This is a genomic window from Streptomyces sp. NPDC088124, assembly GCF_040685895.1.
Lineage (GTDB): Bacteria > Actinomycetota > Actinomycetes > Streptomycetales > Streptomycetaceae > Streptomyces.
This window is the reverse complement of sequence record NZ_JBFBJB010000025.1, coordinates 94474-106861: the sequence shown is the minus strand read 5'-3', so window position 1 is coordinate 106861 and position 12388 is coordinate 94474. Positions and strand designations below refer to the sequence as shown.

The following is a 12388-nucleotide window of genomic DNA, read 5'->3' as shown; positions in this document are numbered from 1 at the left end:
GCTGCCTCACATTTCGAAGGACTCGTGATGGATGCGCCGGGCGGGCACGCCCGCCTCGCGCAGGGCTTCGTACGATTGACGGGCGAGCCCGGTGGGCCCGCACACGTACACGTCGTGGTCGTCGATGTCCGGCAGCAGCTCGCGCAGCCGCTGGGGGGTGATCTCGGGCCGGACCCCGTCGGGACCGTTGACCGCGTACAGCAGCCGCGCCCCGCGCGCCGACGCGATCTGGCGCAGCTCGCTCCACAGCGCCAGGTCCTCGGTCTTGCTGGCCCGGTAGAGCAGCGTCAGATCGCCGGGCTCACCGGGCAGCGTCTCGAACAGCGCCCGCATCGGGGTGATGCCGGCCCCGCCCGCGATCATCAGCACCTTCTCCTGGCTCCGCCGGCCCGCGGTCAGCGCGCCGTAGGGCCCCTCCGCCCAGATCCGCGTGCCGGGCTCCAGCCGCGCCAGGGCCTCACTGTGCTCCCCGTTCGCCTTGACGGTGATCCGCAGCAGGTCCGGGCGCGGCGGCGCCGAGAGCGAGTACGGGTTGGAGCTCCAGCGCAGTCCGTCGGTGAGGAACCGCCAGCGGAAGAACTGGCCGGGCTGCGCGCCGATCCGGTGCAGCCGCCGTCCGGTGATCAGTACGGAGACCACGCCCGGCGCCTCGTACACCGTCGAGTCGACCCGCATCCGGTGGCGCATGTTGAGCCGGACCGGCGTCAGGACGCGGTACCAGAGCAGCAGGGCGCCGGCCGCCGCGTACAGCACGTACCAGACCGTCGTCGCCGTCGCGTTGCCGACGAACTCGGCGCCCGTGGCGAGCTGGTGCCAGAACGTCAGGTAGACCGCCACGTAGGTGAGGAGGTGCAGGTAGTACCAGGTCTCGTAGCGCACCTTGCGGCGCACCGTACCGGCCGAGACGAAGCCGACCAGGAGGAGGAGCACCGTCCCGATCGTGGCCTCGATCATCCGCGGGAACGTGGTGACCACATTGACGGTCTGCTCCAGAATCGGGCTGTTCGCCTGGACCGCGTACCCCCAGACCGTCAGCACGACATGGGCGATCACCAGGCTCACCGCGTACCGGCCGCTCACCGCGTGCCAGCGGGCCACCCGGTCGGAACCGACCCGCCGCTCCAGCGCGGGCACCCGCGCCATCAGCAGCACCACGATCGCGATCAGATAGCCGCCCAGCAGCCCGGTGAGCCGGCCCCCGCCGAGCAGCCACTCGGCCATGTTCATGTAGACGACCGCGGTGTTCTGCCACCACAACGCCATGACGGCGGCCGCGCCCGCCCAGCACATCACCAGCAGGGGCAGCGCGCCCGACCGCTGGGGGCTGATCGCGCGCATGGTCTGCCGTCTGGCGGCCCGGCCGTTGTGCATCATCGCCACGGGAACTGCACCTCAACTCTCCTCCGTGCCCGCCGATACGGATTTGAGTGACGGCGGGTTCAAAGAAGCGGGGGAGCGGTGCGACGAGTTCAATCTTTGGTGGTTCCTCCGAACCGGGTGACGGCCGTCAGCGCGGTCGGCCCGTCCGCCGTGCCGATCGCGAGGTGCGGGGCGCGCGCCGGGTCCGCCCACGCCAGCACGGCCCGCATCGCGTCGGCCGGCACGGAGACACAGCCGGCCGTCGCCCCCGCGCCGTCGACGTGGAGGAAGATCCCCGCGCCCCGGCCGCGCACCGGCCGGTCGTAGTTGAAGCCGATGACCATGGCGTGGGAGTACTGCGTCCCGTAGTCCGCGAGCCGCTCCGACTCGGCGGCCCGGCAGTCCGCGGGCAGCCCCTCCACCCAGCGGTTGTAGTCGCGCGACGCGTTGTCCTGGCACCACCAGGACGCCCCGGTCACGGGACGGTAGGAGTACGCGGTCCCGGCGGGCGCGGGGGCGGTCCCGAACGCGTACGGCAGGTCGTACACCCCCGTCGGCGTGGTGGAGGTGCCCTGCCGTCGGCCGGTGCCCTCGGTGAGCCCGCCGGCCCCGAAGCGCGCGGCGGCGGAGCCGGCGGCCACCCACCGGCCGTCCCGCCGGTCCCACCAGGTGAGCCGGCCGGTGGTCGACCCGGTGCCGGGCGCCTCGGCGGTGAGGAGCTGGCTGCCGCCGCCGGTGTCGGCCATCCGCTCGGGCAGCGGCGCGTCGGCGGTTCGGGCGCCGTGGACGGTTCCGGCGGCGGGCGCCCCGGTGCCGAGGGCGAGCAGGGTGGCGGCGGCGAGGACGGCGAGGGCGCGGGCGGTACGAGCGGTACGCATGGCCCGGACCGTACGCGGGTGGTCCGCCGCCGTCCCCCTGGAAGGCCGCGCGCTAGGCCGAACGCAGCCCGGATTCAGCCGGCCGGTCCGTCCGCGGGGGCAGTGGCACCGGCAGCGCGGGGAGCCCGTCCAGGCTCACCGGGACATGCTCCTTCTTCGCGCAGTACGCGGCGAACTCCTCGTCGGACTTCCGCCCGAAGTGCTCGGCGTGCTGGGTGCGTTCCGCGCGGTACTCCATGAAGGGCACGGCGAATCCGCAGGCGTCGCCGATCCGCAGGGCGTGGACGACGATGATCGCGCGGGCGGCCGGTCCGTCGGCCTCCGCGAAGTACGGGATGTAGGTGGCCCAGCGCGGGTCGTCGCGGAAGACCGGCTCACCCCTGCCGTGCACCCGCAGCACCTTGGGCGGGCCGGTGAAGGCGCACCACATCAGGGTGATGCGGCCGTTCTCCCGGAGGTGGGCGATGGTCTCGGCGCCGCTGCCGCCGAAGTCGAGATAGGCCAGGGTCAGCTCGTCGACCACGACGAGGGTGCCGGCGCGCCCCTTGGGCGAGAGGTTGACGTGGCCGTCGTCCGCGAGCGGGGCGGTGGCGGTGAAGAAAACGGGCTGTTCCTCGATGAAGGCACGGATTCTGCCGTCGATCCGTTCATAGCGTTTTCCCATACGGATGATTGTCGCGAGCGTGCCGGACGAACGGAACGCCGCCGTCGCTCGGCAGCGACGACGGCGTCCCGGTCAGAGTTCGGTCCGGTGGGGTCGGTCCGGTGGTCAGTTCAGGGTGCAGGGCGCGAGCGCGTCGAGGCCGACGGGCTTCTCGGCGCTGCGGCCGATGGCGGTGGCCATGCGGTTGATGGTGGCGACGCGCTTGTCCTCCAGCGGGCCGAGGATGGCGTTCTGCACGAAGTTCGGGCCACCCTGGCCGACGGTGTCGATGATCCGCTGGTTCGCCTCGGAGATCTGCGTGTTGAGCAGGGCGAGGTTGCGGTCGATCTCGGCCTGGGCGGAGGCCGGGACCGCGGGGAGCGAGCCCGCGACATCCGGGCAGTTCACGGTGCCCGCGGCGCCGGCGTTCCCGGCCCCGGCCCCGGCGTCCCCGGCTCCGGCGTCCCCGGCTCCCGCGTCTCCGGCCCCGGCGTCACCGGCTCCGGCATTCCCGGCGCCCGCGTCACCAGCCCCGGCATCCCCGGCTCCGGCGTCCCCGGCGCCCGCGTCACCAGCCCCGGCGTCACCGGCTCCCGCGTCTCCGGCCCCGGCGTTCCCGCCGCCCCCCGCGTTCAGGGTGCAGGGCGCGAGCGCGTCGAGGCCGACGGGCTTCTCGGCGGTGCGGCCGATGGCGGTGGCCATGCGGTTGATGGTGGCGACGCGCTTGTCCTCCAGCGGGCCGAGGATGGCGTTCTGCACGAAGTTCGGGCCGCCCTGGCCGACGGTGTCGATCAGCCGCTGGTTCGCCTCGGAGATCTGGGTCTCCAGGAGCGCGAGGTTGCGGTCGATCTCGGCCTGGGCGGAGGCCGGGACCGCGGGGAGCGAGCCCGCGACGGCCGGGCAGCTCACCGTGCCGGGCGAGCCGGCCTGCGTACCGCTGTCGCCCTCGCCGGCCAAGGCGTTGCCGGCGATCACGGCACCGGACAGGACGACCGCGGCGGCGCCACCGGCGATAAGCACACGGCGCTTGTTGTACTTCGGAAGAGCCCTGGACATGCGGAAACCTCACTCGGATAAGGGCGGGGGTGGGGGCCGTCCGGTGAGTGGCCGGACGGCTCGACCTCGGTTCGTACAACGCGGCGCCTGCGTTCGGTGAGGTGTACGAGGTGATCACGCCGTCCGTTCAAACGTCACTCCAATCTCTCCGAGATTGACGAATCATACGGAGGGATGCATACTTATGCCCATCAGTGAATGCATCGTGAGGAGAAACCCGTGACCGAGCGCGTCGTACTCGCCTATTCGGGCGGCCTGGACACCTCCGTCGCCATCGGCTGGATCGCCGAGGAGACGGGCGCCGAGGTCATCGCCGTTGCCGTGGACGTCGGCCAGGGTGGCGAGGACCTGGACGTCATCCGCAAGCGCGCGCTCGCCTGCGGTGCGGTGGAGGCCGAGGTCGCGGACGCCAAGGACGAGTTCGCCGAGGAGTACTGCCTCCCGGCGATCAAGGCCAACGCCCTCTACATGGACCGCTACCCGCTGGTCTCCGCCCTCTCCCGGCCGACGATCGTCAAGCACCTCGTCGCCGCCGCCAAGAAGCACGGCGCCGGCACCGTCGCCCACGGCTGCACCGGCAAGGGCAACGACCAGGTGCGGTTCGAGGCCGGGATCACCGCCCTCGGCCCGGACCTGAAGTGCATCGCCCCGGTCCGCGACTACGCGATGACCCGGGACAAGGCGATCGCCTTCTGCGAGGAGAAGAACCTCCCGATCGCGACCACCAAGAAGTCCCCGTACTCCATCGATCAGAACGTCTTCGGGCGCGCCGTCGAGACGGGCTTCCTGGAGGACATCTGGAACGGCCCGATCGAGGACGTGTACGAGTACACCTCGAACCCGGCCACCCCGCGCGAGGCCGACGAGGTGATCATCTCCTTCAAGGAGGGCGTCCCCGTCGCGATCGACGGCAAGCCCGTCACCGTCCTCCAGGCCATCCAGCAGCTCAACGAGCGGGCGGGTGCCCAGGGCATCGGCCGGATCGACATGGTCGAGGACCGGCTCGTGGGCATCAAGTCCCGGGAGATCTACGAGGCGCCCGGCGCCATCGCGCTGATCACCGCGCACCAGGAGCTGGAGAACGTCACCGTCGAGCGCGAGCTGGCCCGCTACAAGCGGCAGGTCGAGCAGCGCTGGGGCGAGATCGTCTACGACGGCCTGTGGTTCTCCCCGCTCAAGCGTGCCCTGGACGGCTTCATCAACGAGGCCAACCAGCACGTCACCGGCGACATCCGGATGACGCTGCACGGCGGCCGGGCCGTCGTCACCGGCCGTCGGTCGGACGAGTCGCTGTACGACTTCAACCTCGCCACCTACGACTCGGGCGACACGTTCGACCAGTCCAAGGCCCAGGGCTTCATCGAGATCTTTGGGCTCTCCTCCAAGATCGCCGCCCGGCGCGACCTCGCCTGAGCGAGCCCGGCTCACCCCGCCCGTACGACGGCCGCCTCCCCCCCTCCTCCACGGCGGGGAGGCGGCCGTGCTTCTTCCGGGCACCCTGCCCGAGACTTCACGAACCCTCCAAGGAGTTCCGCAGTGAGCAGCAACAACGGTGACGTCCGGCTCTGGGGCGGACGCTTCGCCGACGGTCCCTCGGACGCGCTGGCGGCCCTGTCGGCGTCGGTCCACTTCGACTGGCGGCTCGCGCCGTACGACATCGCCGGGTCCCGTGCCCACGCCCGGGTGCTCCACAAGGCGGGACTGCTCACCGCCGACGAACTGACCCGCATGATCGCCGGTCTCGACCGGCTGGAGGCGGACGTCGCCGACGGCTCGTTCACCGGCACCGTCGCCGACGAGGACGTCCACACCGCCCTGGAGCGGGGGCTCCTGGAGCGCCTCGGCGCCGACCTCGGCGGCAAGCTGCGCGCCGGCCGCTCCCGCAACGACCAGGTCGCCACGCTCTTCCGGATGTACCTGCGCGACCACGCGCGGATCGTCGGCGGGCTGATCGCCGACCTCCAGGACGCGCTGGTCGGTCTCGCCGAGGCCAACCCGGACGTCGCGATGCCGGGGCGCACGCACCTCCAGCACGCCCAGCCCGTCCTCTTCGCGCACCACGTACTCGCGCACGTCCAGTCGCTCTCCCGCGACGCGGAGCGGCTGCGGCAGTGGGACAAGCGCACGGCGGTCTCCCCGTACGGCTCCGGCGCGCTGGCCGGCTCCTCGCTCGGCCTCGACCCCGAGGCGGTCGCCGCCGACCTGGGCTTCGAGCGCGGCTCGGTGGGCAACTCGATCGACGGGACGGCCTCGCGCGACTTCGTGGCCGAGTTCGCCTTCATCACCGCGATGATCGGTGTCAACCTGTCGCGTATCGCGGAGGAGATCATCCTCTGGAACACGAAGGAGTTCTCCTTCGTCACCCTGCACGACGCGTTCTCCACCGGCTCCTCGATCATGCCGCAGAAGAAGAACCCGGACATCGCGGAGCTGGCGCGCGGCAAGTCGGGGCGGCTCATCGGCAATCTGACCGGGCTGCTGGCCACGCTCAAGGCGCTGCCGCTCGCGTACAACCGCGATCTCCAGGAGGACAAGGAGCCGGTCTTCGACTCCTGCGACCAGCTGGAGGTCCTGCTGCCCGCCTTCACCGGCATGATGGCCACGCTGACCGTCAACCGGACCAGGATGGAGGAGCTGGCCCCCGCCGGTTTCTCGCTCGCCACGGACATCGCGGAGTGGCTGGTCCGCCAGGGTGTGCCGTTCCGGGTGGCCCACGAGGTCGCGGGGGAGTGCGTCAAGGAGTGCGAGTCGCTCGGTATCGAGCTGGACGAGCTGACGGACGAGCAGTTCGCGAAGATCTCCGCGCACCTCACCCCGGACGTCCGGTCGGTGCTCAACGTGGCCGGATCGCTGGCCTCCCGTAACGGCCGGGGCGGCACGGCCCCCTCCGCCGTGGCCGCCCAGCTCGCCGAGGTCAAGGCGGACCTGGTGATCCAGCACGCCTGGGCCACCGCCAGGAAGTGACGGCCCGCCGGTGGGCGGCGGCGCGGGATCACCGCGCCGCCGCCCACCGCGCGAGCGCCTCGAAGTCCGGCCGGGTCAGCCCGATGCCGGGGTCGACGCGCAGCAGCAGGGCGGGGGCGAGGTGTTCCCGCTCCACCCACTCCCGGTCGTACGACGTGATCTCGTCGTCGACCCAGGCGAACGGCCGCCCGGCCGCGTACTCCAGGACGTACCGCGTCTTCCAGAAGGTCCCCCGCGGGGTCCTCCCATGTGTTTCGGGCCAGCTGATGTACGGCAGCTCCGGCAGCCCGAGGTGCGGCCCGATCCATTCGTTGGCGTCACCCTCCCAGGTCGTGGCCCAGACCAGCTCGTAACGGCCCGCGAGGGCCAGCAGCTCCGTGCCGTGCTCCGGGTTGAGCAGCACGGTCAGCGGCTGCGGGTACGGCCAGGCCGAGGGGCGCATCACATGCGCGGTGTAGCCGCCCGGCGGCCGCGGCTCCGACAGGGCGACGTACGGATTGAGCGGACCGTCGACATCGATCAGCAGCAGTGGCCTCATCCACTCCACCTCTCCGGCTCTCTGGTAGATCATCGTATTGAATGAGACGTAGATGTCTCATTCGGGTTATGGTTGCCTCATGACGACCGACCGGGACCAGGTGCTGCGCACCGCCGCGGCCCTGCTCACCCGCAGACCGACCGCGACCATGGACGAGGTCGCGCGCGCCGCCGGCATCGGCCGGGCCACCCTCCACCGGCACTTCGCCGGGCGGGACGCGCTGATCAAGGCGCTGGAGGCGCGCGGCCTCCAGGAGCTGGAGGCGGCCCTGGACGAGGCCCGGCTCGGCGAGGGCCCCGCGGACGAGGCGCTGCGCCGGCTCGTCGCCCGGGTCGAACCCGTCGCCGGGCTCCTCGCCTTCCTCGTCACCGAGAACCAGCTCTTCGAGGGCGAGGTCAACGAGGGCTGGGACCGGATCGACGCCCGGTTCTCCGCACTCTTCCGGCGCGGCCAGGAACAGGGCCACTTCCGGATCGACCTCAGCCCCGCCTGGCTGACCGAGGCGCTGTACGGACTCATCGGCGCCGGCGCCTGGGCGATCCACGACGGCAGGGTCGCCGCCAAGGACTTCCCGTACATGATCGTCGAGCTGCTGCTCGGCGGAGCGCGACGGAGCGTGGACACATGACCAGCACCCACCCGGCGGTGACGGACACCGGGATCCGGCCCCGTCCCGGGCGCTGGATCGCGCTCACCGTCCTGGTCCTCGCGGTGCTGCTGGTGGCCGTCGACGCCACCGTGCTCGGCCTCGCCACCCCCTTCCTCAGTGAGGACCTCAAACCCTCCGGCACACAGCTCCTGTGGATCGGCGACATCTACTCCTTCGTCATCGCGGGCCTGCTGGTCTCGATGGGCAGCCTCGGCGACCGCATCGGCCGCAAGAAGCTGCTGCTGACGGGCGCGGTCGCCTTCGGCGGTGTCTCCGTGCTGAACGCCTACGCGTCCACCCCGGAGATGATGATCGTGGCGCGGGCGCTGCTGGGGGTCGCGGGAGCGACCCTGATGCCGGCCACGCTCGCCCTGATCCGGAATCTCTTCCACGATCCCCGCGAGCGCAGTCTCGCCATCGGCATCTGGGGCGCGATGGCGTCGGCGGGCGCGGCGGTCGGCCCGGTCGTCGGCGGCTTCCTGCTGGAGCACTTCTGGTGGGGCTCGGTCTTCCTGATCAACCTGCCCGTGATGGCGGTGCTCGTCCTCGTCGGCATCCGTACGCTCCCCGAGTCGAAGAACCCGGCCCCGGGCCCGTGGGATCTGCTCAGCGTGGCGCTCTCGCTCGTCGGCGTCGTCGGTGTCGTGTACGCGATCAAGGAGGCCGCCGCGCACGGTGCGGCCTGGGACGTCGCGGTGGTCGCGGTGGCCGGCGTGGCCGCGCTGTACTGGTTCGTACGCCGCCAGCTCACCCTGCCCGCCCCGCTGCTGGACGTGCGCCTCTTCCACCACCGGGGCTTCTCCGGTGCCGTACTGGCCGATCTGCTGACGATCCTCGGCCTGTCCGGGCTGGTCTTCTTCCTCTCACAGTTCCTGCAACTGGTCCAGGGGCGCGGCCCGCTGGAGGCCGGCGTCGCCGAACTGCCCGCGGCGATCGGCGCGGTGGTGACCGGGCTGCTCGCGGGCCGCGCCGCGCGCCGGTTCTCCGTACGGGCGGTGGTGGCCGGCGGGCTCGCGGCGATCGGTGTCCCGCTCGCCGTGATGACCGGGCTGAGCGCGTCCACCGGCTACCCGGTGCTGGGCGCGGTGCTGCTGCTCGTCGGGGCCGGCGCGGGCTTCTCGTTCACCGTCACCGCGGACGTGATCCTCTCCAGCGTCCCCAAGGAACAGGCGGGCTCGGCCTCCGCGGTCTCCGAGACGGCGTACGAACTGGGCGCGGCGCTCGGCATCGCGCTGCTCGGCTCCGTCGTCACCGGCGTCTACCGGGACTTCGCCACCCCGCCCGGCATCCCCGAGGCGACGGCCGCGCAGGCCCACCAGTCACTGGGCGGCGCGGTGGACGCGGCGGCCACCCTGCCGGGCCCCGCGGGCGCGGACCTGCTCACCGCCGCCCAGGGCGCCTTCGTCGAGGGCCTGCGCCTGGCGTCGGGCCTCGGCGCGGCGGTCCTGCTGGCGACGGCGGTGGCCGCCTGGTTCCTGCTGCGGGGCCAGAAGCTGGACGACGGCGTCGAACACTGAGGACCGGCGCGTCTACGCGGCCTTGGCCTTCGTGGCGTAGACGTCCACGTACTCCTGCCCGGACAGCTCCATGACCTCGGTCATCACCGAGTCCGTCACCGCGCGCAGCACATAGCGGTCCCGGTCCATGCCCTCGTACCGGGAGAACTCCATCGGCTCGCCGAAGCGCACCGTCACCTTGCCGAAGCGCGGCATGCCGGAACCGCTCGGCTGGAGCTTGTCCGTTCCGATCATCGCGAACGGGACCACCGGCGCGCCGGTCATCAGCGTCAGCCGCGCGATACCCGTACGCCCCCGGTACAGGCGGCCGTCGGGGGAGCGGGTGCCCTCCGGGTAGATGCCGAAGAGCTGGCCCCGCTCCAGCACCCGGCGGCCCGTCATCAGCGCCGCGACACCGCCCCGGCCGCCGTCCCGGTCCACCGGGATCATGCCGACACCGGTGAAGAACCACGCCATCAGCCGGCCCTTGAGCCCCTTGCCCGTGACGTACTCGTCCTTGCCGATGAAGAAGACCTGACGGTCGCAGACCAGCGGCAGGACCATCGAGTCGATGAAGGTGAGGTGGTTCCCGGCGAGGATGACGGGGCCGCTCCGCGGGATGTTCTCGGCGCCCTCCACCCTCGTACGGAACATCAGGCGCATGACCGGCCCGAGCACTGCCTTGATGAGGGCGAAGCGGGACAACGGGTCCTCCGGTGTCGTGGTGCGGTTGTTGGACGGCCGAGTAAATCCGTGCAGGTGAGTACGGTACTCGCGGCCCGGGCGCGCCGCACATCGGGTTCACGGAGTGGATACGCACTGTTGATCTGTGTTCCCACCACGTTCGCGCGATGGTCTCCCGTACGGAGGGGACGTCCGCCTACGCTCACCTCGATTCTCAGGTGCCGGACCTCACATCGAACATCGAAGGAGCGTTCATGACACAGGGTGCGCGGAACACGCCCGGACGGCGGACCGTACTGGGCGCGGCGGTGCTCGGCTCGGCGGCCGTGGCGCTGCCCACCGCGGCGGTCGCCGCCGAGCGGGGACGGGGCGGTCACGGGCCGTCGGGGCAGGCTCTCCCCGTGCCCACGGTCATCGGCCACCGGGGGGCCAGCGGCTACCGCCCCGAGCACACCCTCGGCTCGTACCAGCACGCCCTCGACCTCGGCGCGCACGTGATCGAGCAGGACCTGGTGCCCACCAAGGACGGGCATCTGGTGTGCCGTCACGAGAACGACATCACGGCCACCACCGATGTCGCGGACCACCCGGAGTTCGCCGACCGCAAGGCCACCAAGTCCATCGACGGGGTCAGCCTCACGGGCTGGTTCACCGAGGACTTCACCCTTGCCGAGCTGAAGACCCTGCGCGCCAAGGAGCGCATCCCGGGCGTGCGGCAGCACAACACGCTCTACGACGGCCGCTGGACGGTGCCCACCTTCGAGGAGGTGCTCCGCTGGGCCGACGAGCAGGGCCGCCGCCTCGGCCGCACCGTCTGGCTCTACACCGAGACCAAGCACCCCACCTACTTCCGCTCCATCGGCCTCGGCCTGGAGGAGCCCTTCGCGAAGCTGCTCCGGAAGTACCGCCGCGACCGCGCCGACTCCGCGATCTTCCTCCAGTCCTTCGAGCCGAGCAGCATGCGGCGGATGGCGAAGCTGGTCGACTCGCCGCGCGTCGTCCTGCTCGACGCGGCGGGCAGCCGCCCCTGGGACTTCACGGTGGCGGGCGACCCGCGGACGGTCGCCGATCTGGTGAAGCCCGAGGGGCTGAAGTGGATCGCCTCCTTCGCGCAGGGCATCGGCCCGACGCTCGACCTCGTCATCCCGAAGGACGCCGCGGGCAGGCTCGGGAAGCCCACCACGCTCGTACGGGACGCCCACGCCGAGGGGCTGGTCCTGCATCCGTACACGCTCCGCAACGAGAACGCCTTCCTGCCCGCCGACTTCCGGCGCGGCACGGACCCGAACGCGTACGGCGACGCCTTCGGCGCCCTGCGGGCCTACTTCGAGCAGGGCATCGACGGGATCTTCACCGACAACCCGGACACCGGTCTGCTCGCGCGGGCGGACTTCGTCAGCCGCTGAGCCGGCTTCCCCCGGTCGGGTGACTGCCCGGCCGGGGGGCAACCTTCCCCCACCGCCCGTACGTCCCGCCGGACATGACGCCAGCCCGTGCCACCCGGCCCCTCCGCGTACCCCGCCCGCCCCAGCCAGAGGCGCACCGCCCGCCGCAGCCCAGGCGCGCGCCGGGCCCCCCGGCGGCCGCGCCGGGGACCCTGGTCCGCGCGCTGCTGCCCCTGGTCCGGGCCGAGGCCGCGGCCGAGGCGCCGGCGGCCGGTGTCGAGGCCGGGGACCTCGAACAGGGCGCCTGGGTGCGGCTGCTGGAGCGGCCGGTCCGGGCCGGGGCGCCCGGCGACCCGGCGCGCTGGGTGCGCGATGTCGTACGGGCGGAGGCCCGCCGCGCCCGGCGCATCGCCGCCAGGGAACGCACGTATCGTCACGAACCACCCGCCGACCTCGAATCGGACCCCGAGCGGATCGCGCTGCGCACCGACTGGAACAGGGTGGTGCGCGCGGCGGTCGGTCGCACGCCCGGCCGCTGCCCGAGCGTGCTGACGGCGATGCTGTCCGCCGAGGACCTCACCTATCGGGAGATGGCCGGTGAGTTGGGTATGTCACAGGGCAGTTTGGGGCCCTTGCGTTCGAGATGCCTGGGATGCCTGCGCAGAATGCTGGCGGCGGAGGTTGCGGCTCCTGAACGCGGGGGAAAGGAGCGGTAGACACCGGCGGACCAAGTGAG

The 12388-nt window shown here is 72.0% G+C and carries 12 protein-coding genes; 6 read left to right on the top strand and 6 right to left on the bottom strand.

The genetic code is table 11. The annotated features are described in order from the left end of the window. Positions 1–6 precede the first annotated feature (6 nt). The 4 genes from AB0P17_RS21890 to AB0P17_RS21875 form a co-directional block, all read right to left on the bottom strand. Positions 7–1374: a ferredoxin reductase family protein gene (locus AB0P17_RS21890; protein WP_365813394.1), complete on the bottom strand. Its 1368-nt coding sequence runs from the start codon at positions 1372–1374 to the stop codon at positions 7–9. Between the two features lie 95 nt (positions 1375–1469). Continuing rightward, on the bottom strand, positions 1470–2237 hold the full coding sequence (locus tag AB0P17_RS21885; protein ID WP_365813330.1) for a L,D-transpeptidase family protein: 768 nt from the start codon (positions 2235–2237) through the stop codon (positions 1470–1472). A gap of 52 nt (positions 2238–2289) precedes the next feature. After that, on the bottom strand, positions 2290–2901 hold the full coding sequence (locus AB0P17_RS21880) for a pyridoxamine 5'-phosphate oxidase family protein (RefSeq protein ID WP_365813328.1): 612 nt from the start codon (positions 2899–2901) through the stop codon (positions 2290–2292). A gap of 105 nt (positions 2902–3006) precedes the next feature. Then, the gene (locus AB0P17_RS21875) at positions 3007–3936 is read right to left on the bottom strand and encodes a hypothetical protein (protein WP_365813326.1); all 930 of its coding nucleotides are present in this window, start codon (positions 3934–3936) and stop codon (positions 3007–3009) included. 219 nt (positions 3937–4155) lie between these two features. On the opposite strand from AB0P17_RS21875, the gene AB0P17_RS21870 reads away from it, so the two are divergent. Together AB0P17_RS21870 and argH are read left to right on the top strand one after the other, a co-directional pair. Further along, on the top strand, positions 4156–5349 hold the full coding sequence (locus tag AB0P17_RS21870; protein WP_365813324.1) for an argininosuccinate synthase: 1194 nt from the start codon (positions 4156–4158) through the stop codon (positions 5347–5349). 123 nt (positions 5350–5472) lie between these two features. After that, a complete protein-coding gene (argH, locus tag AB0P17_RS21865; RefSeq protein WP_365813322.1) occupies positions 5473–6900 on the top strand; it encodes an argininosuccinate lyase in 1428 nt (475 codons plus the stop codon). Between the two features lie 28 nt (positions 6901–6928). On the opposite strand, the gene AB0P17_RS21860 is transcribed toward argH, so the two are convergent. After that, complete coding sequence (locus tag AB0P17_RS21860) at positions 6929–7438, bottom strand: HAD domain-containing protein (protein WP_365813393.1); 510 nt, start codon at positions 7436–7438, stop codon at positions 6929–6931. Between the two features lie 79 nt (positions 7439–7517). Here AB0P17_RS21860 and AB0P17_RS21855 point away from each other — a divergent pair, with 79 nt between their 5' ends. After that, positions 7518–8066 (top strand): TetR/AcrR family transcriptional regulator, encoded by a 549-nt coding sequence (locus AB0P17_RS21855; RefSeq protein WP_365813320.1) that lies wholly within the window; start codon positions 7518–7520, stop codon positions 8064–8066. After that, entirely contained in the window at positions 8063–9604 is a 1542-nt protein-coding gene (locus tag AB0P17_RS21850; RefSeq protein WP_365813318.1) for an MFS transporter, read from the top strand. The genes AB0P17_RS21855 and AB0P17_RS21850 overlap by 4 nt, the downstream gene beginning before the upstream one ends. A 12-nt stretch (positions 9605–9616) precedes the next feature. Here the strand turns inward: AB0P17_RS21850 and AB0P17_RS21845 are convergent, their stop codons facing one another. Then, entirely contained in the window at positions 9617–10246 is a 630-nt protein-coding gene (locus AB0P17_RS21845) for a lysophospholipid acyltransferase family protein (RefSeq protein WP_365813391.1), read from the bottom strand. 275 nt (positions 10247–10521) lie between these two features. On the opposite strand from AB0P17_RS21845, the gene AB0P17_RS21840 reads away from it, so the two are divergent. Further along, positions 10522–11673, top strand: coding sequence for a glycerophosphodiester phosphodiesterase (locus AB0P17_RS21840; protein ID WP_365813316.1), 1152 nt, complete (start codon positions 10522–10524; stop codon positions 11671–11673). A gap of 74 nt (positions 11674–11747) precedes the next feature. Then, positions 11748–12368, top strand: coding sequence for a sigma-70 family RNA polymerase sigma factor (locus tag AB0P17_RS21835; protein WP_365813314.1), 621 nt, complete (start codon positions 11748–11750; stop codon positions 12366–12368). Positions 12369–12388: the final 20 nt, after the last annotated feature.

Coding starts and splice junctions, on each gene's coding strand:
- AB0P17_RS21850 (WP_365813318.1), top strand. CDS start 8,063: ATGACCAGCACCCACCCGGCGGTGACGGACACCGGGATCCGGCCCCGT.
- AB0P17_RS21835 (WP_365813314.1), top strand. CDS start 11,748: ATGACGCCAGCCCGTGCCACCCGGCCCCTCCGCGTACCCCGCCCGCCC.
- AB0P17_RS21840 (WP_365813316.1), top strand. CDS start 10,522: ATGACACAGGGTGCGCGGAACACGCCCGGACGGCGGACCGTACTGGGC.
- AB0P17_RS21880 (WP_365813328.1), bottom strand. CDS start 2,901: ATGGGAAAACGCTATGAACGGATCGACGGCAGAATCCGTGCCTTCATC.
- AB0P17_RS21875 (WP_365813326.1), bottom strand. CDS start 3,936: ATGTCCAGGGCTCTTCCGAAGTACAACAAGCGCCGTGTGCTTATCGCC.
- AB0P17_RS21855 (WP_365813320.1), top strand. CDS start 7,518: ATGACGACCGACCGGGACCAGGTGCTGCGCACCGCCGCGGCCCTGCTC.
- AB0P17_RS21885 (WP_365813330.1), bottom strand. CDS start 2,237: ATGCGTACCGCTCGTACCGCCCGCGCCCTCGCCGTCCTCGCCGCCGCC.
- AB0P17_RS21845 (WP_365813391.1), bottom strand. CDS start 10,246: ATGCGCCTGATGTTCCGTACGAGGGTGGAGGGCGCCGAGAACATCCCG.
- AB0P17_RS21890 (WP_365813394.1), bottom strand. CDS start 1,374: ATGATGCACAACGGCCGGGCCGCCAGACGGCAGACCATGCGCGCGATC.
- AB0P17_RS21860 (WP_365813393.1), bottom strand. CDS start 7,438: ATGAGGCCACTGCTGCTGATCGATGTCGACGGTCCGCTCAATCCGTAC.